The sequence below is a fragment of the Pseudomonas sp. NPDC090592 genome (genome assembly GCF_044769185.1).
In the GTDB taxonomy this organism is placed as follows: domain Bacteria; phylum Pseudomonadota; class Gammaproteobacteria; order Pseudomonadales; family Pseudomonadaceae; genus Aquipseudomonas.
In genome coordinates, this window is sequence record NZ_JBIVXJ010000017.1 from 63707 (window position 1) to 85287 (window position 21581).

A 21581-nucleotide genomic window follows, 5' to 3' on the forward strand; every position below is an offset into this window, starting at 1 on the left:
CCCGCCTTGCGCGGGCTTTTTGTTGTGCCGGGTTCTTGTGCCTGAAAACCGTCAGGCGCTCAGGCGCGAGGTCACTTCGCCAAGCTGCCCCGACAAGCCATGCAGGCGCTGCCCGGCCTGCTCGGTATGCTGCACGGCCTCCTGGTTGGCGGTGGCAATGCGGGTGATTTCGATCAGGTTGCGCGAGATATCCTCGGCCACGCTGGTCTGCTCTTCAGCCGCGGTGGCGATCTGCCGGTTCATGTCGCGGATCGCTTCCACCGCCAAGGTGATGCGCTGCAGCATCTGCCCAGCCTGCTGCACCTGTTCGGCACCCTCTTCACTGCGTTGCTGGCCGCTCTCGATGGCCTTGACCGCCTCGACCGCGCCCGACTGCACGGCTTCGATGATCTGGTGGATCTCGGCAATCGACGCTGCAGTGCGCTGGGCCAGGCTGCGTACTTCATCAGCCACCACCGCAAAGCCACGCCCGGCCTCACCGGCGCGGGCTGCCTCAATGGCAGCGTTGAGCGCCAGCAGGTTGGTCTGTTCGGCGATACCGCGGATCACTTCCAGCACCTTGCCGATCCGCGTGCTGTCATGTTCCAGGTCGCGAATGACCGCTGCCGTGCCAGCAATTTCGCGGTTGACCACGCCAATGATATCGATGGTCTGCTGCATCACCTGCTCACCTGCCTGGGCACTCTGGTCGGCGTCGTCAGCTGCACGCGCAGCCTCGGCAGCGTGGCGGGCGACTTCCTGGGCGGTGGCAGACATCTCGTGCATGGCCGTGGCCACCTGGTCGGTACGCTGGAACTGGTCGTGGGTACCGCGGGCCATGTCGCCGGCGATGTTGCGCAACTGACCGCTGGCACCTTCCAGCTCCTGGGCGTTGTCCTGCAGCCGGCCAACGGTGTCGGCAAGGAAGTCCCGCAGGGTATTGGCGGCGCGCGCCAGGCGCCCCAGTTCGTCCTCACGGCGGCTGTCCACCCGGGCGGCAAAACGGCCTTGGCTAAGCTGCGCGACATACTCGATCAGTTGACGGATCGGCTCGATCAGGCTGCGGTTGACCAGCCACAGGCTAAGCAGCCCCACCAGCACCGCCGAGGCCAGCATCACCAGCAGGCCCAGCCATACCGTGCGCTCGGCGCTGGCGTTGATACTGGCCGCGCGCTGCCGGGCATCGGCACGCAGTTGCTCGACCAGTTCACTCATTTGCTCGCTGGCAGCACGGTCCACGCCCTTCACCGCCAGGTCACCGGCTACCGGGTCACCACCTGCCGCAAGGAAGGCCTGGCGACCCTGTGCATAGGCCTGGCCCAACTGCCGGTGGCTGTCACGCAGTTGCTGCAACGGCACCTTCAGCCTTGCGTCGCTGCTGTCGATCAGCTGCCCGAGCAGCGCTTGCACCTGCCGTTCGCGGTCCTGGAACTGCTGCCAGTACTTGTCCATGTCTGCCGGCTGGCGTCCACGCAGCAGCACGTTCTTCCATTCCTGCACCTGGATCTTGAACTGCAGGTTGGCTTCGTCGATCAATTGCGAGGCCCGCAGCGGACCGTCGACCAGCTCGGCGTAGCCGCGCACGCTGGACGACAGGAACTGGAAACACACCAGGGCGATCAGCAACATCGCCGCCAGGCTGCCGCCGAGCAGCGAGAGAATTTGCACTCTGAGGGATTTACGCAACATGGTGGATCTCGAAACCGGAAGGAAAGGAATGGCGCGCATCCGCAACACCAGGTAAGACATTCCATGTCCTTGTTGGCAGGCCAAAAAAAAGCTGCCATCAAGCAATGGCAGCCAGGCCGAGCACTTACGCAACAGTTGAGGCAGATACTCTCAGGCAATTACTACAAAATTGTTACAAAGCCACGACACGCTACCCCGTCGTGAACTGCAAGGCGGCCAGCCGCGCGTACAACGGGCTTTCTTCGATCAGTTGGCGATGGGTGCCCACCGCCACCACTCGGCCCTTGTCGATGACCGCGATGCGCTCGGCATGCTGCACCGTGGCCAGGCGATGGGCGATCACCAGCGTGGTTCGCCCGGCCATCAGGCTGGGCAGCGCCTGCTGGATCAAGTGCTCGCTTTGCGCGTCGAGGGCGCTGGTGGCCTCGTCCAGCAACAGGATTGGCGCATCCACCAGCAACGCACGGGCAATTGCCAGGCGTTGGCGCTGGCCGCCGGAAAGGCCAATGCCGCCCTCTCCAAGCAGCGTCTGGTAGCCTTGTGGCAGCTGCCGGATAAATTCGTCGGCATGCGCACCGCGGGCAGCAGCTTCGACCTGCGCCATGGTCGCGTCGGGCCGGCCATAACGGATGTTGGCCTCCACCGTGCCACGGAACAGGGCTGGGTTTTGCGCGGCCAGGGCGAAATGGCGGCGCAGCAGGTCAGGGTCGAGTTCGGTAAGTGGTTGGCCATCAAGCAGGATGCGCCCTTGCTGAGGGTCGTAAAAGCGCAGCAACAAATCGAACAGGGTCGACTTGCCTGCCCCCGAGTGGCCTACCAGGGCCACGGTTTGCCCGGGCTCGATGGCCAGGCTCAGGCCGTCGATGGCCGCCACCGTGGGCCGTGACGGGTAGGCGAACACCACCTGCTGCAATTCGATACGCCCGCTGGCCCGCTGCTGCGGCAACACCTGCGCCACGGCCGGTGGCAGGATGGCACTGTGCGCCGCCAACAGTTCGGCAATCCGCTCGGCCGCGCCCGCTGCACGTTGCAACTCGCCGATGACCTCGCTGAGGGTACCGAAGGCACTGCCGACGATCAGGCTGTAGAACACGAAAGCCGCCAGCTCGCCTGCGGAAATCCGCCCGGCGATCACATCCATGCCGCCCACCCACAGCATCACCCCGACCGCCCCCAACACCAGCACGATCACCAGGGTGATCAGCCAGGCACGCTGGGCAATCCGCTTGCGGGCCACGGTAAATGCGGCCTCGACCGTGCCGGCGAACAGTTCGCGGTCATGCGCCTGATGGTTGTAGGCCTGTACCGTCTTGATCTGCCCCAAGGTTTCGGCCACGTAGCTGCCCACATCGGCCACCCGGTCCTGGCTCTGCCGTGACAGGCTGCGTACCCGGCGCCCGAACAGCAGGATGGGCGCCAGCACCAACAGCAGGGCCACCACCACGATGCTGGTGAGCTTGGGGTTGGTGATGAACAGCAGCACCACGCCACCGATCACCATCAGCGCGTTGCGCAAGAACATCGACAGGGACGAGCCGATGACCGATTGCAGCAGCGTGGTGTCGGCGGTGAGCCGCGACTGGATCTCGGAGCTGCGGTTGTCCTCGAAAAAGCCAGGGTGCAGGCCAATCAGATGGTCAAAGACAGCACGGCGGATATCCGCTACACATCGCTCGCCAATCCAAGACACCAGGTAGAAACGGCTGAATGTGCCCACCGCCAGGGCCAGCACCAGCAGCAGGAACAGCCCGATGGTCTGGTTGAGCTGATGTGCGGAGCGGGTCATGAAGCCCTGATCTACCAGCAGGCGAATGCCTTGGCCCATGGACAGGGTGATGGCGGCGGTGACCACCAGCGCCAGCAAGGCCAGCAGCACTTGCCGGCGATAGGGGCGGATGAACTGCCAGGCCAGGCGCAAGGCGCGGCGTTGGCCTGGGGAAACCGATTCGGGCATAGCGACGACCACAATGGCAGGGAAGCCGCAGACTACCACTCATCCGGGCCCGGGGAACGCGTACCGGTTGCTATAGCCTATCGGTCTAACCAGACTATGGAGCTTTCACAGCGTTTCTGTTGGACTGTTTCCAGCGTGATACGCAAACAGTCACAGGCCAGTCACGGCTCAGGGCTATCCTGGGCCAGAACCTGATGAGGAGACACCGAATGAGCTTGCAGCATGGCAGCGACAACCAGAAGCCCAAGACCACCCCGCAACCGAAGGTGTGCGGCTCGATCATCGACGCCCAAGGGCGCGAAGTGCCAATCACCGAGCAAATGATCCAGCAGGCCTGCAAGGCCCTGGAAGAAAGCCGGGGCGAGCGCGTTCGCAAAGGTTGATCGGCGAATTTTTTTCCAACCCGGCCCTGGCGCCGGGTTTTTATTGGCCTGAATCCTGTGCCGGCCACTTCGCGGGTAAACCCGCTCATAGAACTGCGTATCACTTACTGATTTAGCAGGGACCCTGTGGGAGCGGGCGTGCCCGCGAACACCGGCGCAGCCGGTGCCATGCACCGCGTTGGACTCTTCGCGGGCACGCCCGCTCCCACAGGGTAGGCGGTGAGCTCGGCATCAGTTCTCTGCGCGACAGCGCAGCCCAATGGGCTGGGCAATCTCCCACAGGTTCACACCGCTCTGAAGGGCTGCGCGATCCCTGTGTGGGAGCGGGTTTACCCGCGAAGAGGCCGGCACCGTTTTCAACCTGCAATCAGACCAACTCCGCACCCAGGGCGCTGACCAGTTGCGCCAACTGCGGCGACTCGCCACGCAAGCGCACTGCCAGCCCTTCGATCTCGCGCCGAGGCGGGTACTGCTTGCGCAACTGGTCGAACGCCGCCCGCTGCTGCTGCGGGTCGTCGCTCAGGCTGCGGCGGAAATCGGCATCGTCGCGACGCGGGTCATACACGGCGCGGCACAGGGTCGCCAATGCCCATGCCGGGTCGGTGCTGGCGTCCAGCTCAACCTGCGCCAGCGGGGGCCGGGGCAGCAAGTCGGCCAGCTGCACCTGCTCGTCCACGCCGAGGAAGCGGCACAGCGCTTGATAGATCTGCGCCGTTCCGCGCTGGCGACCGTCAAGGCTGTAACCGGCAATGTGCGGCGAGGCCAGGGTGCACAGGTCGGCCAGTTGCAGGTCGACCTGCGGCTCGCCCTCCCATACGTCCAGTACCGCATGCACGTCTTCACGGTCCAGCAGCAGCTCACGCAGGGCAGCGTTGTCCACCACCGGGCCGCGGCTGGCGTTGACCAGCCAGGCGCCCGGGCGCAACCGAGCCAACTGCGCCGGGCCCAGCAGGTGCCAGGTCGGGTGCTCGCCACCACGCTGCAACGGGGTGTGCAGGCTGATCACATCGCATTGCTGCAAAATCGTCTCAAGGCTGGCGTAGTCGCCACCTTCGGCGGCCTGGCGCAGCGGGTCGCACACCAGCACCTTCCAGCCCAGGCCATGCAGCACCCGCACCAGGCGGCCACCCACTTCGCCCGCACCTACTACACCGTACACGCGCTCGGGCAGTGCCACGCCATCCAGTTCGGCCAGGGTCAGCAGGCTGCCCAGCACATAGTCGACCACGCCGCGGGCATTGCAGCCCGGCGCGCTGCTCCAGCGGATGCCGGCCTCGGCAAAGTAATCCAGGTCGAGGTGATCGGTGCCGATGGTGCAGGTGCCGACAAAGCGTACACGGCTGCCTTCGAGCAATTGGCGGTCGACTTTGGTTACCGAACGCACCAGCAGGATATCGGCGTCCTTGACGCTGGCGGCATCGAGGCTTCGGCCCGGATAACGGCGGATTTCACCGAAACCCTGGAAGAAGGCATCGAGCAGCGGGATATTCTCGTCGGCAACTATCAGCATGGCGCTCTCCTGTCTGGGGAACGCAGTGTAGGCGCAACGCGGGGTGTGTTCCAGAGCGCTTCAGTCGGCTTTTTTGCGAATCCAGTACAGGAAGGTGCCGGCGTCTTCCTGCTGTTGCAGCAGTTCGTGGCCGAGAAAGTTGCAGAACTTGGGGATGTCGCGGCGGGTCGACGGGTCGGTGGCGATGACTTTGAGCAGGCCACCAGCGGCCAGGTCACGCACGTGCTGATGCAGCATCATTACCGGTTCCGGGCAGTTCAGGCCGGTGGCGTCGAGGATGGCGTCGGGGGTGAAATCGGTCATGGAGGGCTCCGCAAATGATCGTCATTGTCGCGCATAGCGTCTAGTTGACCAAGGGTTTCAGGTGCATGCCTTGAGGTCGGTGTTTGCATTGAGATCGAGCGCCGCCCGCGCGGCGCTTCGCGGGGCAAGCCCGCTCCCACATTTGTTGCAACGTGGCCATGCCTGTGGAAGAGGCGTTGTCAGCCTTGGTGCCAGACTGAAGGCGGATAAGGCGGCACTAGCGCCAGCCAAGAAATTGCGTCAAGGCAACAAAGGCTGGCAACCATGGCCTGACAGGTTTGGCACGTTGCAACAAATGTGGGAGCGGGCTTGCCCCGCGAAGCGCCGCGCGGGCGGCGCTCGATCTCAATGCAAACACCCAACCCAAGCCATGCACCCCTAGCCCTCACCGAGGCTTCGAGTCCAACCGGCGCAGGTGGCAAGTCACTTCCTCTCGGTCGTGATAAAGCTGCTTGCAGGCAATCGACACCCTGATCTTGCGTGCCTTGAAGGTCGCATCCATGCGGTCGAGCAACCGGCGTACTTCGGCATAGCGCTGCTTCATCGGCAACTTCAGGTTGACCACCGCCTCGCGGCACAACCCCTCGCCCAGCCAGGTTTCGATCAGCGAGGCGGTACGCGCCGGCTTCTCGACAATGTCGCACACCATCCAGTCCACCGGCTGCTTTGGCTGCCAGGTGAAACCATCAGCCATCAGATGCTGGACGAGGCCGGTGTCCATCAGGCTTTCGGCCATCGGCCCGTTGTCGATGGCTGTCACCAGCATGCCGCGACGAACCAGCTGGTAGGTCCAGCCACCCGGCGAGGCGCCCAGGTCGACACCGGTCATGTCGTCGCCCAAACGCTGCTCCCACTGCTCACGCGGGATGAACTGGTGCCAGGCCTCTTCCAGCTTGAGGGTCGAGCGGCTGGGCGCCTCTCGCGGGAACTTCAGCCGCGGGATGCCCATGGGCCACAACGCGCTGTTATTGGCCGGAGCAACGCCGACAAACACCCGTCGGCCGCTGATGAACGTGAGCAGCAGGCGTGGGCGGCTGGCGTCTTCGACCAGGCGGCCGGCTTTTTCCAGGGCCTTGCGTAGCGGTACTTCGAACTTGCGGCAGAAGGTGGACAGCTCCTTGCCTTCGTTGCTGTCCAGCACTTCCAGCCACAGGCTGCCGAACACCGGCAACTCGGCCAGTTGCGCCAACAGCACACTGATGCGGTCGGTCTCGGGCAGCTCGACATAACCGCCACGGGCCCACTGCCGAGGGAAAATCAGCTCGTTGAAGCGCAACGCCCCCATCAACCGCTCGGCACCGCCGTCTTCGGTACTGACAAATTCAGCGCTGGCACTTTGTGGTTTGCCTTTGGCATAGCCGGCGATGCCCAGGCGGGCTGCATGTTCGCTGATTTCGGCGCACACCTCGCCCTCGAAACCGGGCCGGCAATGCATGAACAGGGTATTCATCTCTCACTCCACTACGGCTGGCGCGCAACAGGCGCCGGCAGGGCCGCGATGATAAAGGAAGATCGGAACCAGCGACACGCCCCGCCGGTCCAGAAAAGGGTCAGGGGCCGCAAAGCGGTCTAACCTGACCACTCAGCCAGGTCCGTACCGTGCGGATCGATACAGAGCGGTGACACCGGCAAACCTTGAGTAGTTGCCGGGCACCGGCGCAGAAGGAGTTGGCAATGCCCTCGCTCGATAGCCTGAACACCCTCAAGTCCCTCCAGGTCGGCGACCAGACCTATCACTACTTCAGCCTCACCGAGGCCGCCCGGCAGCTGGGCGACCTGCAACGCCTGCCCATGTCGCTGAAGGTGCTGCTGGAAAACCTGCTGCGCTGGGAAGACGGTCATACCGTCACTGGCGACGACCTGCGCGCCATTGCCCAGTGGCTGGGCGAGCGGCGCTCCGACCGCGAGATCCAGTACCGCCCGGCGCGGGTGCTGATGCAGGACTTTACCGGCGTGCCAGCCGTGGTCGACCTGGCCGCCATGCGCGCGGCCATGGCCAAGGCCGGCGGCGACCCACAACGTATCAACCCGCTGTCACCGGTGGACCTGGTGATCGACCACTCGGTAATGGTCGACCATTACGGCACGGCGCAGGCCTTCGGCGAGAACGTCGATATCGAAATGCAGCGCAATGGCGAACGCTATGCCTTCTTGCGCTGGGGCCAGAGCGCCTTCGACAACTTCCGCGTGGTGCCACCGGGCACCGGCATCTGCCACCAGGTCAACCTGGAATACCTGGGCCGCACGGTGTGGACCAGTGAAGCGGATGGCCGCACTTATGCCTACCCCGACACCCTGGTGGGTACCGACTCGCACACCACCATGATCAATGGCCTGGGCGTGCTCGGCTGGGGTGTCGGTGGCATCGAGGCAGAGGCGGCCATGCTCGGCCAACCCGTGTCGATGCTGATCCCGGAAGTGATCGGTTTCAAACTGACCGGCAAGCTGCGCGAAGGCATCACCGCCACCGACCTGGTGCTGACGGTTACGCAAATGCTGCGCAAGAAAGGCGTGGTCGGCAAATTCGTCGAGTTCCATGGCGATGGCCTGGCCGAGTTGCCCCTGGCTGACCGTGCGACCATCGCCAACATGGCACCGGAATATGGCGCCACCTGCGGCTTCTTCCCGGTAGACCAGGTCACCCTGGACTACCTGCGCCTGTCGGGCCGCCCCGAAGCGGCCGTGCAACTGGTCGAGCAGTACTGCAAGGCCCAGGGCCTGTGGCGCCTGCCAGGCCAGGAGCCGCTGTTCAGCGACAGCCTGGCGCTGGACATGCACGAGGTCGAGGCCAGCCTGGCCGGGCCCAAACGGCCGCAAGACCGCGTAGCGCTGGGCCAGGTCAGCCAGGCTTTCGACCATTTCATCGAACTGCAGCCCAAGCCGCTGGCCAAGGAAGTCGGCCGCCTGGAAAGCGAGGGTGGCGGCGGCGTAGCGGTGGGCAACGCCGACCAGGCGGGCGAGATCGACTACAGCCATGCAGGCCAGACCCACACCCTGCGCGATGGCGCCGTGGTGATTGCCGCAATCACCTCATGCACCAACACCTCCAACCCCAGTGTGATGATGGCCGCCGGGCTGGTGGCGAAAAAGGCCCTGGAAAAAGGCCTGCAACGCAAACCCTGGGTCAAGAGCTCGCTGGCGCCAGGTTCCAAAGTGGTTACCGACTACTTCAAGGCAGCCGGGCTCACCCCCTACCTCGACCAGTTGGGTTTCGACCTGGTCGGCTATGGTTGCACCACCTGCATCGGCAACTCCGGCCCGCTGGATGAAGCGATCGAAAAAGCCATCGGCAGCGCCGACCTCACCGTGGCCTCGGTGCTGTCGGGCAACCGCAACTTCGAAGGCCGCGTGCACCCACTGGTCAAGACCAACTGGCTGGCCTCGCCGCCGCTGGTGGTGGCCTACGCCCTGGCCGGCAGCGTACGCCTGGACCTGACCCGCGACCCGCTGGGCACCGGCAAGGATGGCCAGCCGGTGTACCTGCGCGACATCTGGCCCAGCCAGCAGGAAATTGCCGCAGCGGTGGCCAAGGTCGACACAGCGATGTTCCACAAGGAATATGCCGAAGTGTTCGCTGGCGATGCGCAATGGCAAGCCATCGAGGTGCCACAGGCTGCCACCTACGTGTGGCAGGCTGACTCTACCTACATCCAGCACCCGCCGTTCTTCGACGGCATCGGCGGGCCACCCCCACGGATCGCCGACATCCAGGGCGCGCGGGTGCTGGCGCTGCTGGGTGACTCGGTCACCACCGACCATATCTCGCCGGCCGGCAACATCAAGGCCGACAGCCCGGCCGGGCGCTACCTGCGTGAGCAAGGTGTAGAGCCACGTGATTTCAACTCCTACGGCTCGCGGCGCGGCAACCATGAAGTGATGATGCGCGGCACCTTCGCCAACATTCGTATCCGCAACGAAATGCTGGCCGGTGAAGAAGGCGGCAACACCCTGCACGTGCCCAGTGGCGAGAAGCTGTCGATCTACGACGCGGCCATGCGCTACCAGCAGGAAGGCACACCGCTGGTGGTCATCGCCGGCCAGGAATACGGCACCGGCTCAAGCCGCGACTGGGCGGCCAAAGGCACCAACCTGCTGGGTATCAAGGCGGTGCTGGCAGAGAGCTTCGAGCGCATTCACCGCTCCAACCTGGTGGGCATGGGTGTGCTGCCACTGCAGTTCAAGGCAGGCAACGACCGCAAGCAGCTGGGGCTGACCGGCAAGGAGCGGATCGATGTGCTGGGCCTGGACGGTGCGCAGATCCGCCCGGGCATGAGCCTGCCGTTGCGCATCACCCACGAGGATGGGCGGCTGGAGCAGATCGAGGTGTTGTGCCGGATCGACACGTTGAATGAGGTGGAGTACTTCAAGGCGGGGGGGATTCTGCATTATGTGTTGCGGCAGTTGATTGCGGGCTGAGGTGCCTGGCTGGAGATAAGCAGCGCCTGTAAGATCGAGCGCCGCCCGCGCGGCGCTTCGCAGCACAAGGCTGCTCCTACATTTGTTTCGGGCCAGTATCGCCTGTGGCAGGCGCGCGCGACCTTTTTGTTTGTAGGACACGATATCGAGCGATGCGCCAAGGCGTTCGCGCACATCTCACAGAAATAATTGGCCCGAAACAAATGTAGGAGCAGCCTTGTGCTGCGAAGCGCCGCGCGGGCGGCGCTCGATCTCACAGGCGCCATCGCCTTGACGGCGAACACTTCAAACCAGGCACGTTAAATAATCATTCAATAAAACCAGTCCCTTGCCGATACCTCTCGAAAGCCTTGCGGACTATCCACCCATGCGTAACAACCAGCCGATTACCCAGAGAGAACGGACTTTCCCTGCCCAGCAGAGGTTGATCTCCACCACCAACGCCAAGGGTATGATCACCTACTGCAACGATGCCTTCATCGAGATCAGTGGTTTCACCCGCGAAGAGCTGACGGGCGCGCCGCACAACCTGGTGCGTCACCCTGACGTTCCGCCTGCGGTGTTTGCCCATATGTGGCAAACCCTCAAGCAGGGCCAGCCGTGGATGGGCATCGTCAAGAACCGCTGCAAGTCTGGCGACCACTACTGGGTCAACGCTTACGTCACGCCGATCTACGACAACAACCAGGTCGTTGGCTTCGAGTCGGTGCGGGTCAAGCCCACCGCCGAGCAGATCCGTCGTGCCGAGGCGCTGTACCAGCGCATCAACCAGGGCAAACCGCCGGTACCGCGCCGCGACAAGTGGTTGCCGGTGCTGCAGGACTGGCTGCCGTTCATCCTGATCAGCCAGGCAGGGTTCCTGATCGGCAACTGGCTTGGCCACTCCTGGGGCTTTGCCTTGGCCGCCGGGCTGTCCATCCCGTTGGGCCTGCTGGGCCTGAGTTGGCAGCAACGCGGCCTCAAGCGCCTGCTGCGCCTGGCCGAGCAGACCACCTCCGACCCGCTGATCGCACAGATGTTCACCGACAGCCGTGGTGTGCAGGCGCGCCTGGAAATGGCCATGCTCAGCCAGGACGCCCGCCTGAAAACCTGCCTGACCCGGCTGCAGGACAGTGCCGAACACCTCAGCGAACAGGCCCGCCAGTCGGACGCCTTGGCGCACAAGAGCTCCTCGGGGCTGGAACGTCAGCGGGTGGAAACCGAACAAGTCGCCGCTGCCGTCAACCAGATGGCCGCCACCACCCAGGAAGTGGCCAACCACGTACAACGCACCGCCGACGCCACCCAGGAAGCCAACCGCCTGACCAGCCAGGGCCGGCAGATTGCCGGGGAAACCCGCGAGGCCATCGAGCGCCTGTCGACCGCGGTGGGTGAAACCGGCCAGACGGTTACCCAGCTGGCCAAGGACAGCGATGAGATTGGCGGCGTGGTCGATGTGATCAAAGGCATCGCCGACCAGACCAACCTGCTGGCACTGAACGCCGCCATCGAAGCCGCGCGTGCCGGGGAAATGGGCCGTGGCTTTGCTGTGGTGGCCGATGAAGTACGCCAGCTGGCCCAGCGCACTGCCGAGTCCACCGGGCAGATCCACGGCCTGATCGCCAAGCTGCAGCAAACCGCCAGCAACGCCGTGCTAACCATGGAAACAGGCCACCGCCAGGCGCAGGAAGGCGTCGACCGGGTGATGCAAGCCGACGAGGCGCTGGTCGGCATCAGCGAAGCGGTGGCCAACATTACCGACATGGCCACCCAGATTGCTGCAGCCACCGAAGAACAGACCGCAGTGGCCGACGAAATCAGCCGCAACATCAGCACCATCGCCGAACTGGCCGACCAGACCGCCGAGCAGGCCCAGCACTCGGCACTGCTTAGCGAGGAACTGACCAGCACGGCGGGCAGCCAGTATTCGCTGGTGGAGCGCTTCAACCGCTAACGCGGCTTGCCCGCGAGGCAGGCGGCGCACTGGATGGCACGGGCTTCGCCCGCCATGAATCCTGTACTAGCCCTTCAGGAAATCAGCCACCCTCTGCGCCGCTGCCTGCAAATGCTGGTCGTGGCTGAACCCTGAGGCCTTCAACGGCTTCAGGTCATGGTCCCCTGCCACCAGCCAGCTCACCTCGATCGCCGGCGACAACGCATACCCTGCCACCGCTTCGCGGTTGCCCAGCGCATCCCGCTCGCCCTGCACGATCAAGGTCGGCGTCTGCAACCCGGCCAGGTGTTCCACCCGTGGTTTTTCCGGCTTGCCCACCGCGTAGAACGGATAACCCAGGCACACCAGCGCATCCGCGCCCAATTCGTCGGCCAACAGGCTAGCCATGCGCCCGCCCATGGACTTACCGCCCACCGCCAGCTTACCCGCGACCAAAGGTCGCACCTGCCGGTACACCTCGCGCCAGCATTCCAGCAACACCTTCTGCGGGTTAGGCGGCCGCTTGCCGCCGGTAACCCTGCGCTCGGCCATGTACGGGAACTCAAAGCGCACTACCGCGACCCCAAGCGCCGCAAGCCTTTGCGCCATTTCCTCCATGAACCCGCTGTCCATCGGCGCACCTGCGCCATGGGCCAGGATCAGGCAGCCCTTGTAGCCGTCCTTACCCTCAACCTGCGGAAGATCGCAGCGCAAGCCTGGGACATTTCCGACCTTCGCCCATTGATCCCCGTCAATACCGGCACTTTGCCCATTAATCATGCTTGCCTCGCTGTAAAGCCTGCCAAATAACCGTGGATGGGAACCCATACATGAACACAACCAGCAGTACCGCCTATAACTACAAGGTGGTCCGCCAATTCGCCATCATGACGGTGGTGTGGGGAATCGTCGGGATGGGGCTCGGCGTCTTCATCGCCGCCCAGCTTGCCTGGCCGTCCCTCAACTTCGACCTCCCCTGGACCAGCTTCGGCCGCCTGCGCCCCCTGCATACCAATGCGGTGATCTTCGCTTTCGGCGGCTGCGCGCTGTTCGCCACCTCCTATTATTCGGTGCAACGCACCTGCCAGACCACCCTGTTCGCACCGCGCCTGGCCGCGTTCACCTTCTGGGGCTGGCAACTGGTGATCCTGCTGGCGGCCATCAGCCTGCCGCTGGGCTACACCAGTTCCAAGGAATACGCCGAACTGGAATGGCCGATCGACATCCTGATCACCATCGTCTGGGTGGGCTACGCCATCGTCTTCTTCGGCACGCTGATGAAGCGCAACACCAAGCATATCTACGTGGGTAACTGGTTCTTCGGCGCCTTCATCCTCACCGTGGCGCTGCTGCACATCGTCAACAACCTGGAACTGCCGGTCAGCCTGACCAAGTCTTACTCGGTCTATGCCGGCGCCACCGATGCCATGGTGCAGTGGTGGTACGGCCACAACGCGGTGGGCTTCTTCCTGACTGCGGGCTTCCTGGGGATGATGTACTACTACGTGCCCAAGCAAGCCGAACGCCCGGTGTATTCCTATCGCCTGTCGATCGTGCACTTCTGGGCGCTGATCACCCTGTACATCTGGGCCGGCCCGCACCACCTGCACTACACCGCCCTGCCCGACTGGGCGCAATCGCTGGGCATGGTGATGTCGCTGATCCTGCTGGCACCGAGCTGGGGCGGCATGATCAACGGCATGATGACCCTGTCGGGGGCCTGGCACAAACTGCGCAGCGACCCGATCCTGCGCTTCCTGGTGGTGTCGCTGGCGTTCTACGGCATGTCCACCTTCGAAGGCCCGATGATGGCCATCAAGACGGTCAACGCCCTGTCCCACTACACCGACTGGACCATCGGCCACGTGCACGCCGGCGCCCTCGGCTGGGTGGCGATGATCTCGATCGGTGCGCTGTACCACACCATCCCGAAAGTGTTCGGCAAAGAGCGCATGTACAGCCTCGGCCTGATCAACGCGCACTTCTGGCTGGCCACCATCGGCACCGTGCTGTACATCGCCTCGATGTGGGTCAACGGCATCGCCCAGGGCCTGATGTGGCGCGCAGTGAACAGCGACGGCACGCTCACCTACTCGTTCGTGGAAACCCTGGTGGCCAGCCACCCGGGCTTTGTCGTGCGCTTCGTTGGCGGCGCGATCTTCCTCAGCGGCATGTTCCTGATGGCCTGGAACACCTGGCGCACCGTGCGTTCCCCGGCGCTCGATGCCGCCCCTGCGAACGCCCAGCTGGCTTGAGGAGTAATGCCTGATGAAACATGAAGTCATCGAGAAAAACGTCGGCCTGATGGCCCTGCTGATGGTGTTCGCCGTCAGTATCGGCGGCCTCACCCAGATCGTCCCGCTGTTCTTCCAGGACGTGACCAACAAGCCGGTGGAAGGCATGAAGCCCTACACCGCGCTGCAACTGGAAGGCCGCGACATCTATATCCGCGAAGGCTGCGTGGGCTGCCACTCGCAGATGATTCGCCCGTTCCGCGCCGAAACCGAGCGCTACGGCCACTACTCGGTGGCCGGTGAAAGCGTATGGGACCACCCGTTCCTGTGGGGTTCCAAACGCACCGGGCCAGACCTGGCCCGCGTTGGTGGGCGCTACTCGGACGACTGGCACCGCGCGCACCTGTACAACCCGCGCAACGTGGTACCGGAGTCGAAGATGCCGTCGTACCCGTGGCTGGTGGCCGAACAGGTGGATAACAGCCACACCGACGTGAAGATGCGCACCTTGCGCACCCTGGGCGTGCCGTACACCGACGCCGACATTGCCGGCGCCCGCGACGCGGTCAAGGGCAAGACCGAGATGGACGCGCTGGTCGCCTACCTGCAGGTGCTTGGCACCGCGATCAAGAACAAGAGGTGAGTGCGATGGAACTGGACATCGGCATGATCCGCGGCCTGGGCACCCTGGTGGTGATGATCGCCTTCATCGGCCTCTCGCTGTGGGTGTTCAACCGCCGCCGCGACCGTGATTTCGCCGAAGCGCGCCTGCTGCCCTTCGTCGACGACCGCCTGCCCCCTGCCGGGCAGGAACCTGCTGGAAAAAGGAGTAACGGGCAATGACCACCTTCTGGAGTACGTACATCAGCGTACTGACCATCGGTAGCCTGGTTGGCCTGACCTGGCTGTTGCTCGCCACCCGCAAGGGCGAGAGCAAGAACACCACCGATCAAACCATGGGCCACAGCTTCGACGGCATCGAGGAGTACGACAACCCGCTGCCCAAGTGGTGGTTCTGGTTGTTCGTCGGCACGCTGGTGTTCTCGGTCGGCTACCTGATCCTTTACCCGGGCCTGGGCAACTGGAAAGGCATCCTGCCGGGCTATGAAAATGGCTGGACCGGCGCCAACGAATGGCAGAAGGAAATGGACAAGGCCGACGCCAGGTTCGGCCCGATCTTCGCCAAGTACGCTGCCATGCCCGTGGAAGAAGTGGCCAAGGACCCGCAAGCGCTGAAGATGGGCGGCCGCCTGTTTGCCTCCAACTGCTCGGTGTGCCACGGCTCCGACGCCAAGGGGGCCTTCGGCTTCCCCAACCTCACCGACAAGGACTGGCGCTGGGGCGGCGAAGCGGAAACCATCAAGGCTTCGATCATGAATGGCCGGCATGGGGTGATGCCGGCCTGGGCCGAGGTGATCGGTGATCAGGGCGTGGCCGATGTGGCCGCATTCGTGCTGACCAGCATGGACGGCCGCACCCTGCCGGAAGGCGTCAAGGCCGATGTGGTCAAGGGCAAGGAGATCTTGGCTGCCAACTGCGTGGCCTGCCACGGGCCGGAAGGCAAAGGCACCCCGGCCATGGGCGCGCCAGACCTGACCCATCCGCAGGCGTTCATCTATGGCTCCAGCTTTGCCCAGCTGCAACAGACCATTCGCTATGGTCGCCAGGGGCAGATGCCGGCGCAGGCCGAGATCCAGGGCAACGACAAGGTGCACCTGTTGGCGGCGTATGTGTATAGCCTGTCGCAGGATGGCGCTGCTGAAACCGTGACCTCCAAGTAGTACCCCGGGGCCGCTTTGCGGCCCATCGCGACACAAGGCCGCTCCTACAAGGGACCGCATTCCCTCTGTAGGAGCGGCCTTGTGTCGCGAAAGGGCTGCAGGGCAGCCCCAGCCCTCTCCCGCCGAACTCCCTCCCTTGCACCCCCTCCGAACAGAACTAAGCTTGTTGCCACAGTGGGCATCGCTGCGAAAGCACCGATGCAGACGCGGCGCATGGCCTGTCGCCGTCCCGATAAAAAGCTTGACCGATCGATCAGAAAAAGGTGAAAAACGGTACACATTACAGATATTTATTTGTGTACAATCGTTCGGACCCGATCACTGCGGGACATCAGTGAACGGGCCCGGACACGGGTCGGCGTACCAAAGTTGCGTTGCGGTAGCCTTGCTGGTTATCAATACTGGCGCCGATTTTTCGACCAACAAGAACATCAAAACCGTGGAACCTTAGCATGAGCACAGCAATCAGTCCGACTGCTTATAACTATAAGGTCGTCCGCCAGTTCGCCATCATGACGGTGGTCTGGGGGATCCTTGGCATGGGCCTCGGCGTCTTCATCGCCTCGCAGCTGGTGTGGCCGCAACTGAACCTGGACCTGCCCTGGACCAGCTTCGGTCGCCTGCGCCCGCTGCACACCAACCTGGTGATCTTCGCCTTCGGGGGCTGTGCGCTGTTCGGCACCAGCTACTACGTGGTGCAGCGCACCTGCCAGACCCGGCTGATCTCCGACAGCATGGCCGCCTTCACCTTCTGGGGTTGGCAGGCGGTGATCGTCGGCGCGCTGATCACCCTGCCGATGGGCTACACCACCACCAAGGAGTACGCCGAGCTCGAATGGCCGCTGGCGATCCTGCTGGCCATCGTCTGGGTTACCTACGGGCTGGTGTTCTTCGGCACCATCGTCAAGCGCAAGACCAAGCACATCTATGTCGGCAACTGGTTCTACGGCGCCTTCATCGTGGTCACCGCGATGTTGCACATCGTCAACCACATCTCGCTGCCGGTGAGCCTGTTCAAGTCGTACTCGGCCTATGCCGGTGCCACCGACGCGATGATCCAGTGGTGGTACGGCCACAACGCCGTGGGCTTCTTCCTCACCACCGGCTTCCTGGGGATGATGTACTACTTCGTGCCCAAGCAGGCCGAGCGGCCCATCTACTCCTATCGCCTGTCGATCGTGCACTTCTGGGCGTTGATCACCCTGTACATCTGGGCTGGCCCGCACCACCTGCACTACACCGCCCTGCCCGACTGGGCGCAGTCGCTGGGCATGGTGATGTCGATCATCCTGCTGGCACCGAGCTGGGGCGGCATGATCAACGGCATGATGACCCTGTCGGGCGCCTGGCACAAACTGCGTACCGACCCTATCCTGCGTTTCCTGGTGGTGTCGTTGGCGTTCTACGGCATGTCCACCTTCGAAGGCCCGATGATGGCCATCAAGACCGTGAACTCGCTGTCTCACTACACCGACTGGACCATCGGCCATGTCCACGCCGGCGCCCTCGGCTGGGTGGCGATGATCTCGATCGGCGCCGTGTACCACATGATCCCCAAACTCTATGGCCGCGAGCAGATGCACAGCATCGGCCTGATCAACGCGCACTTCTGGCTGGCCACCATCGGTACCGTGCTGTACATCGCCTCGATGTGGGTCAACGGCATCACCCAAGGCCTGATGTGGCGCGCCATCAACGATGACGGCACCCTCACCTACTCCTTCGTCGAAGCCCTGCAGGCCAGCCACCCTGGCTATATCGTCCGCGCCCTGGGCGGTGCGTTCTTCGCCAGCGGCATGTTGCTGATGGCCTACAACGTGTTCCGTACCGTACGTGCCGCCAACCCGGTACAGGCTGAGGAAGCCGCCAAGATCGTCGTTGTGGGAGCGCACTGATGAAGCATGAAGCCGTCGAGAAGAACATAGGCCTGCTGGCCTTCTTCATGGTCATCGCCGTGAGCGTCGGTGGCCTGACCCAGATCGTCCCGCTGTTTTTCCAGGACGTCACCAACAAACCCGTTGAAGGCATGAAGCCGCGCACCGCGCTGGAAGTGGAAGGCCGCGATATCTACATCCGCGAAGGCTGCGTAGGCTGCCACTCGCAGATGATCCGCCCGTTCCGCGCCGAAACCGAGCGCTACGGCCACTACTCGGTAGCTGGCGAAAGCGTGTGGGACCACCCGTTCCTGTGGGGCTCCAAGCGTACCGGGCCAGACCTGGCCCGCGTCGGCGGCCGCTACTCCGATGACTGGCACCGTGCGCACCTGTACAACCCGCGCAACGTGGTACCGGAATCGAAGATGCCGTCCTACCCATGGCTGGTCGAGAACAAGCTCGACGGCAAGGACACCGCGAAGAAGCTGGAAGTGCTGCGCACACTCGGTACCCCGTACACCGATGCCGACATTGCCGGCGCACGTGACGCGGTCAAGGGCAAGACCGAAATGGACGCCCTCGTCGCGTACCTGCAGGGTCTTGGCACCATCATCAAAAGCAAACGGTGACGCTGATGGATATCGGGATGATCCGCGGCCTGGGCACCGTCGTGGTGATGGTGGCCTTCGTGGGCCTGGCGCTGTGGGTGTTCAACCCACGGCGTAAAAAAGACTTCGACGAAGCGACCCAACTGCCCTTCGCGGATGACCCCTCCGCCTGCCAGCACGTCGAGCAAGCAAAAGCTTCTGGGAGCAAACAACAATGACAACCTTCTGGAGTCTGTACGTTACCGTCCTGACCCTGGGCACCATCTTCTCGTTGACCTGGCTGTTGCTGTCGACCCGCAAGGGCCAGCGCGAAGAGGTCACCGACGAAACCGTCGGGCATGCCTTCGATGGCATCGAGGAGTACGACAACCCGCTGCCGAAATGGTGGTTCTGGCTGTTCGTCGGCACCATCATCTTCGCCCTCGGCTACCTGGTGCTGTACCCGGGCCTGGGCAACTGGAAAGGCATCCTGCCGGGCTACTCGTACCTGGACAGCGACAAGCAGACCGAGTTTTCCAACGGCCAGCCGGGCTGGACCGGCGTGCACGAGTGGGAAAAGGAAATGGCCAAGGCCGACGCCCGCTTCGGGCCGATCTTCGCCAAGTTCGCCGCCATGCCCATCGAGGACGTGGCCAAGGACCCTCAGGCGCTGAAGATGGGCGCGCGACTGTTCGCCTCCAACTGCTCGGTGTGCCACGGCTCCGACGCCAAGGGTGCCTTCGGCTTCCCCAACCTGACCGACAACGACTGGCGCTGGGGCGGCGAGCCGGACACCATCAAGACCACCATCATGGGCGGCCGTCACGGGGTGATGCCGGCCTGGGCCGAAGTGATCGGTGACCAGGGCGTGGCCGACGTGGCTGCGTTCGTGGTCAGCAAGCTCGATGGCCGCACGCTGCCGGAAGGCGTCAAGGCCGATGCCGAGAACGGGCAGAAGATCTTCGCCGCCAACTGCGTGGCCTGCCACGGGCCGGAAGGCAAAGGCACGCCGGCCATGGGTGCGCCCAACCTGACCCACCCGCAGGCGTTCATCTACGGTTCGAGCTTTGCCCAGTTGCAGCAAACCATCCGTTATGGCCGCCAGGGGCAGATGCCTGCCCAGGAACAGCTGCAGGGGAATGACAAGGTGCACCTGCTGGCGGCGTATGTTTACAGCCTGTCGCACAAGGAACAGGAACAGGCCAAGGCTGAGTAAGGCAGGCCTGGCCCCTTCGCGGGCGCGCCCGCTCCCACAGGAACCGCACCGACTTCAAGGCTGGTGAAGAACCTGTGGGAGCGGGCAAGCCCGCGAAGAGGCCAGTCCAGCCAGTGCATTTCTTGCAAGCTGATGACCTGGATCAATTGACACCCGCCATAACACGTTTAACACCCCAAACCCAACGCGACAAAAGGTCGCATCGCGATCCCATACCGCCATCAGCGGCGTATCATGGACCGCAGAGCGCTAGCAGATTGCGCGAGACTGCGGCCGGCACGCACTGGCCGCGGCGTTTCTCCACTGCCGTGGGACTTGATGATGAGCAAGCAAATTCCGGTACATGACGTCACCCCGCCTGCCAGCAAAGGGAAGGATTCCGTCGACCTCTACGCCTCCCGCGAAAAGATCTACACCCGCGCCTTCACCGGCCTGTTCCGCCGCCTGCGCATGGTGGGCGGCGCAGTACTGTTCCTGCTGTACTTCGGCACCGTGTGGCTGAACTGGGGTGGCCACCAGGCTGTGTGGTGGAACCTGCCCGAACGCAAGTTCTACATCTTCGGCGCCACCATCTGGCCGCAGGACTTCATCCTGCTCTCGGGCATCCTGATCGTCGCCGCCTTCGGCCTGTTCTTCATCACCGTGTTCGCCGGCCGGGTGTGGTGTGGCTACACCTGCCCGCAAAGCGTGTGGACGTGGATTTTCATGTGGTGCGAAAAGGTCACCGAAGGCGACCGCAACCAGCGCATGAAGCTCGACAAAGCCCCCATGAGCGGCAACAAGTTCCTGCGCAAGTTCGCCAAGCACAGCCTGTGGCTGCTGATCGGCTTTGTCACCGGCATGACCTTTGTCGGCTATTTCTCGCCCATCCGTGAACTGGTCATCGAGTTCTTTACCGGCCAGGCCGATGGCTGGGCCTATTTCTGGGTCGGCTTCTTCACCCTGGCCACCTACGGCAACGCCGGCTGGCTGCGCGAGCAGGTGTGCGTGTACATGTGCCCCTACGCACGCTTCCAGAGCGTGATGTTCGACAAGGACACGCTGATCGTGTCCTACGACCCGCGCCGTGGCGAAACCCGCGGCCCTCGTAAAAAAGATGCCGACTACAAAGCCCAGGGCCTGGGTGACTGCATCGATTGCACGATGTGCGTGCAGGTCTGCCCCACCGGCATCGACATCCGTGACGGCCTGCAGATCGAGTGCATCGGCTGCGCCGCCTGCATCGACGCCTGCGACAGCATCATGGACAAGATGAACTACCCCAAAGGGCTGATCAGCTACACCACCGAGCACAACCTTTCCGGGCAGAAAACCCACATGCTGCGCCCGCGCCTGATCGGCTATGCCGTGGTGCTGCTGGTGATGATCATCGGCCTGGCCACCGCCTTCGCCACCCGTTCGCTGGTCGGCTTCGATGTCAGCAAGGACCGCGTGCTGTACCGCGAGAACGCCCAGGGCCGGATCGAGAACGTGTACAGCCTGAAGGTAATGAACAAGGACCAGCGCGACCACGTCTACGTGCTGGACGCCGCCGGCTTGCCGGACCTCAAGCTTGAAGGCCAGCGCGAGATCCGCGTGGCTGCCGGTGATATCGTCAGCCTGCCGGTGCAGCTGTCGGTCGCCCCCGAGAAATTGCCATCGACCACCAACGAAGTCACCTTCATCCTCAAGAGCGCCGACGACAGCGACGCCCAGGTTGAAGCCAAGAGCCGCTTCATTGGCCCACAGATCCGCTAAGAGAGA

General features: G+C 63.6%; 18 protein-coding genes and 1 pseudogene. 12 read left to right on the plus strand and 7 right to left on the minus strand.

What is annotated here, in order from left to right:
• Positions 1 to 51 precede the first annotated feature (51 nt).
• From ACIQUI_RS16895 to ACIQUI_RS16905, 3 genes and pseudogenes are all read right to left on the minus strand, one after another.
• A complete protein-coding gene (locus ACIQUI_RS16895) occupies positions 52 to 819 on the minus strand; it encodes a methyl-accepting chemotaxis protein (RefSeq protein ID WP_403200692.1) in 768 nt (255 codons plus the stop codon).
• Between the two features lie 117 nt (positions 820 to 936).
• Positions 937 to 1728: pseudogene (locus ACIQUI_RS16900) on the minus strand (HAMP domain-containing protein); the annotation flags it as partial.
• 130 nt (positions 1729 to 1858) lie between these two features.
• Entirely contained in the window at positions 1859 to 3622 is a 1764-nt protein-coding gene (locus tag ACIQUI_RS16905; RefSeq protein ID WP_403200574.1) for an ABC transporter transmembrane domain-containing protein, read from the minus strand.
• A gap of 209 nt (positions 3623 to 3831) precedes the next feature.
• Between ACIQUI_RS16905 and ACIQUI_RS16910 the strand changes: the two genes are divergently transcribed.
• Positions 3832 to 4005, plus strand: a complete 174-nt coding sequence (locus ACIQUI_RS16910; protein ID WP_403200577.1) for a PA1571 family protein — start codon at positions 3832 to 3834, stop codon at positions 4003 to 4005.
• A 367-nt stretch (positions 4006 to 4372) separates the two neighbouring features.
• Here ACIQUI_RS16910 and pdxB read toward each other — a convergent pair whose 3' ends face one another.
• The 3 genes from pdxB to rlmM form a co-directional block, all read right to left on the minus strand.
• Positions 4373 to 5515, minus strand: a complete 1143-nt coding sequence (pdxB, locus tag ACIQUI_RS16915; RefSeq protein ID WP_403200580.1) for a 4-phosphoerythronate dehydrogenase PdxB — start codon at positions 5513 to 5515, stop codon at positions 4373 to 4375.
• 60 nt (positions 5516 to 5575) lie between these two features.
• The gene (gene tusA / locus ACIQUI_RS16920) at positions 5576 to 5818 is read right to left on the minus strand and encodes a sulfurtransferase TusA (protein ID WP_016500764.1); all 243 of its coding nucleotides are present in this window, start codon (positions 5816 to 5818) and stop codon (positions 5576 to 5578) included.
• Positions 5819 to 6203: 385 nt separating this feature from the next.
• A complete protein-coding gene (gene rlmM / locus ACIQUI_RS16925) occupies positions 6204 to 7268 on the minus strand; it encodes a 23S rRNA (cytidine(2498)-2'-O)-methyltransferase RlmM (RefSeq protein WP_403200582.1) in 1065 nt (354 codons plus the stop codon).
• 224 nt (positions 7269 to 7492) lie between these two features.
• Between rlmM and acnA the strand changes: the two genes are divergently transcribed.
• Together acnA and ACIQUI_RS16935 are read left to right on the plus strand one after the other, a co-directional pair.
• A complete protein-coding gene (gene acnA, locus ACIQUI_RS16930) occupies positions 7493 to 10234 on the plus strand; it encodes an aconitate hydratase AcnA (RefSeq protein ID WP_403200585.1) in 2742 nt (913 codons plus the stop codon).
• A gap of 367 nt (positions 10235 to 10601) precedes the next feature.
• Positions 10602 to 12167: a methyl-accepting chemotaxis protein gene (locus ACIQUI_RS16935; RefSeq protein WP_403200588.1), complete on the plus strand. Its 1566-nt coding sequence runs from the start codon at positions 10602 to 10604 to the stop codon at positions 12165 to 12167.
• 66 nt (positions 12168 to 12233) lie between these two features.
• Here the strand turns inward: ACIQUI_RS16935 and ACIQUI_RS16940 are convergent, their stop codons facing one another.
• Positions 12234 to 12926 (minus strand): alpha/beta family hydrolase, encoded by a 693-nt coding sequence (locus ACIQUI_RS16940; RefSeq protein WP_403200590.1) that lies wholly within the window; start codon positions 12924 to 12926, stop codon positions 12234 to 12236.
• A 50-nt stretch (positions 12927 to 12976) separates the two neighbouring features.
• Here ACIQUI_RS16940 and ccoN (ACIQUI_RS16945) point away from each other — a divergent pair, with 50 nt between their 5' ends.
• The 9 genes from ccoN (ACIQUI_RS16945) to ccoG all read left to right on the plus strand — a co-directional run bounded on the left by ccoN (ACIQUI_RS16945) (position 12977) and on the right by ccoG (position 21575).
• Positions 12977 to 14401, plus strand: coding sequence for a cytochrome-c oxidase, cbb3-type subunit I (ccoN, locus tag ACIQUI_RS16945; RefSeq protein ID WP_086975091.1), 1425 nt, complete (start codon positions 12977 to 12979; stop codon positions 14399 to 14401).
• A gap of 13 nt (positions 14402 to 14414) precedes the next feature.
• Positions 14415 to 15023: a cytochrome-c oxidase, cbb3-type subunit II gene (ccoO, locus tag ACIQUI_RS16950; RefSeq protein WP_403200593.1), complete on the plus strand. Its 609-nt coding sequence runs from the start codon at positions 14415 to 14417 to the stop codon at positions 15021 to 15023.
• 5 nt (positions 15024 to 15028) lie between these two features.
• A complete protein-coding gene (locus ACIQUI_RS16955) occupies positions 15029 to 15223 on the plus strand; it encodes a cbb3-type cytochrome oxidase subunit 3 (RefSeq protein WP_403200596.1) in 195 nt (64 codons plus the stop codon).
• On the plus strand, positions 15220 to 16161 hold the full coding sequence (gene ccoP / locus ACIQUI_RS16960; RefSeq protein WP_403200599.1) for a cytochrome-c oxidase, cbb3-type subunit III: 942 nt from the start codon (positions 15220 to 15222) through the stop codon (positions 16159 to 16161). Before ACIQUI_RS16955 ends, ccoP (ACIQUI_RS16960) begins: the two co-directional genes overlap by 4 nt.
• Positions 16162 to 16613: 452 nt before the next feature.
• Complete coding sequence (gene ccoN, locus ACIQUI_RS16965) at positions 16614 to 18056, plus strand: cytochrome-c oxidase, cbb3-type subunit I (RefSeq protein WP_019473374.1); 1443 nt, start codon at positions 16614 to 16616, stop codon at positions 18054 to 18056.
• Positions 18056 to 18664, plus strand: a complete 609-nt coding sequence (gene ccoO, locus ACIQUI_RS16970) for a cytochrome-c oxidase, cbb3-type subunit II (RefSeq protein WP_027921277.1) — start codon at positions 18056 to 18058, stop codon at positions 18662 to 18664. The genes ccoN (ACIQUI_RS16965) and ccoO (ACIQUI_RS16970) overlap by 1 nt, the downstream gene beginning before the upstream one ends.
• 5 nt (positions 18665 to 18669) lie before the next feature.
• Complete coding sequence (locus ACIQUI_RS16975; RefSeq protein ID WP_313201875.1) at positions 18670 to 18861, plus strand: cbb3-type cytochrome c oxidase subunit 3; 192 nt, start codon at positions 18670 to 18672, stop codon at positions 18859 to 18861.
• Positions 18858 to 19838 (plus strand): cytochrome-c oxidase, cbb3-type subunit III, encoded by a 981-nt coding sequence (gene ccoP, locus ACIQUI_RS16980; protein WP_403200603.1) that lies wholly within the window; start codon positions 18858 to 18860, stop codon positions 19836 to 19838. The genes ACIQUI_RS16975 and ccoP (ACIQUI_RS16980) overlap by 4 nt, the downstream gene beginning before the upstream one ends.
• Before the next feature lie 321 nt (positions 19839 to 20159).
• Positions 20160 to 21575 carry a cytochrome c oxidase accessory protein CcoG gene (gene ccoG, locus ACIQUI_RS16985; protein ID WP_403200606.1) on the plus strand — a complete coding sequence of 472 codons (1416 nt, stop codon included), beginning with the start codon at positions 20160 to 20162 and terminating at the stop codon, positions 21573 to 21575.
• The last annotated feature ends 6 nt before the right edge of the window (positions 21576 to 21581 follow it).

Bases quoted from the DNA above. Each gene is read 5' to 3' on its own strand.
- ccoP (WP_403200603.1), top strand. From the start codon at position 18,858: ATGACAACCTTCTGGAGTCTGTACGTTACCGTCCTGACCCTGGGCACC.
- ccoO (WP_403200593.1), top strand. From the start codon at position 14,415: ATGAAACATGAAGTCATCGAGAAAAACGTCGGCCTGATGGCCCTGCTG.
- ccoO (WP_027921277.1), top strand. From the start codon at position 18,056: ATGAAGCATGAAGCCGTCGAGAAGAACATAGGCCTGCTGGCCTTCTTC.
- ccoN (WP_086975091.1), top strand. From the start codon at position 12,977: ATGAACACAACCAGCAGTACCGCCTATAACTACAAGGTGGTCCGCCAA.
- rlmM (WP_403200582.1), bottom strand. From the start codon at position 7,268: ATGAATACCCTGTTCATGCATTGCCGGCCCGGTTTCGAGGGCGAGGTG.
- ACIQUI_RS16895 (WP_403200692.1), bottom strand. From the start codon at position 819: ATGGCCCGCGGTACCCACGACCAGTTCCAGCGTACCGACCAGGTGGCC.
- ACIQUI_RS16905 (WP_403200574.1), bottom strand. From the start codon at position 3,622: ATGCCCGAATCGGTTTCCCCAGGCCAACGCCGCGCCTTGCGCCTGGCC.
- ACIQUI_RS16940 (WP_403200590.1), bottom strand. From the start codon at position 12,926: ATGATTAATGGGCAAAGTGCCGGTATTGACGGGGATCAATGGGCGAAG.
- ccoG (WP_403200606.1), top strand. From the start codon at position 20,160: ATGAGCAAGCAAATTCCGGTACATGACGTCACCCCGCCTGCCAGCAAA.
- ccoP (WP_403200599.1), top strand. From the start codon at position 15,220: ATGACCACCTTCTGGAGTACGTACATCAGCGTACTGACCATCGGTAGC.
- ACIQUI_RS16910 (WP_403200577.1), top strand. From the start codon at position 3,832: ATGAGCTTGCAGCATGGCAGCGACAACCAGAAGCCCAAGACCACCCCG.
- ACIQUI_RS16975 (WP_313201875.1), top strand. From the start codon at position 18,670: ATGGATATCGGGATGATCCGCGGCCTGGGCACCGTCGTGGTGATGGTG.
- ccoN (WP_019473374.1), top strand. From the start codon at position 16,614: ATGAGCACAGCAATCAGTCCGACTGCTTATAACTATAAGGTCGTCCGC.
- ACIQUI_RS16935 (WP_403200588.1), top strand. From the start codon at position 10,602: ATGCGTAACAACCAGCCGATTACCCAGAGAGAACGGACTTTCCCTGCC.
- tusA (WP_016500764.1), bottom strand. From the start codon at position 5,818: ATGACCGATTTCACCCCCGACGCCATCCTCGACGCCACCGGCCTGAAC.
- ACIQUI_RS16955 (WP_403200596.1), top strand. From the start codon at position 15,029: ATGGAACTGGACATCGGCATGATCCGCGGCCTGGGCACCCTGGTGGTG.
- acnA (WP_403200585.1), top strand. From the start codon at position 7,493: ATGCCCTCGCTCGATAGCCTGAACACCCTCAAGTCCCTCCAGGTCGGC.
- pdxB (WP_403200580.1), bottom strand. From the start codon at position 5,515: ATGCTGATAGTTGCCGACGAGAATATCCCGCTGCTCGATGCCTTCTTC.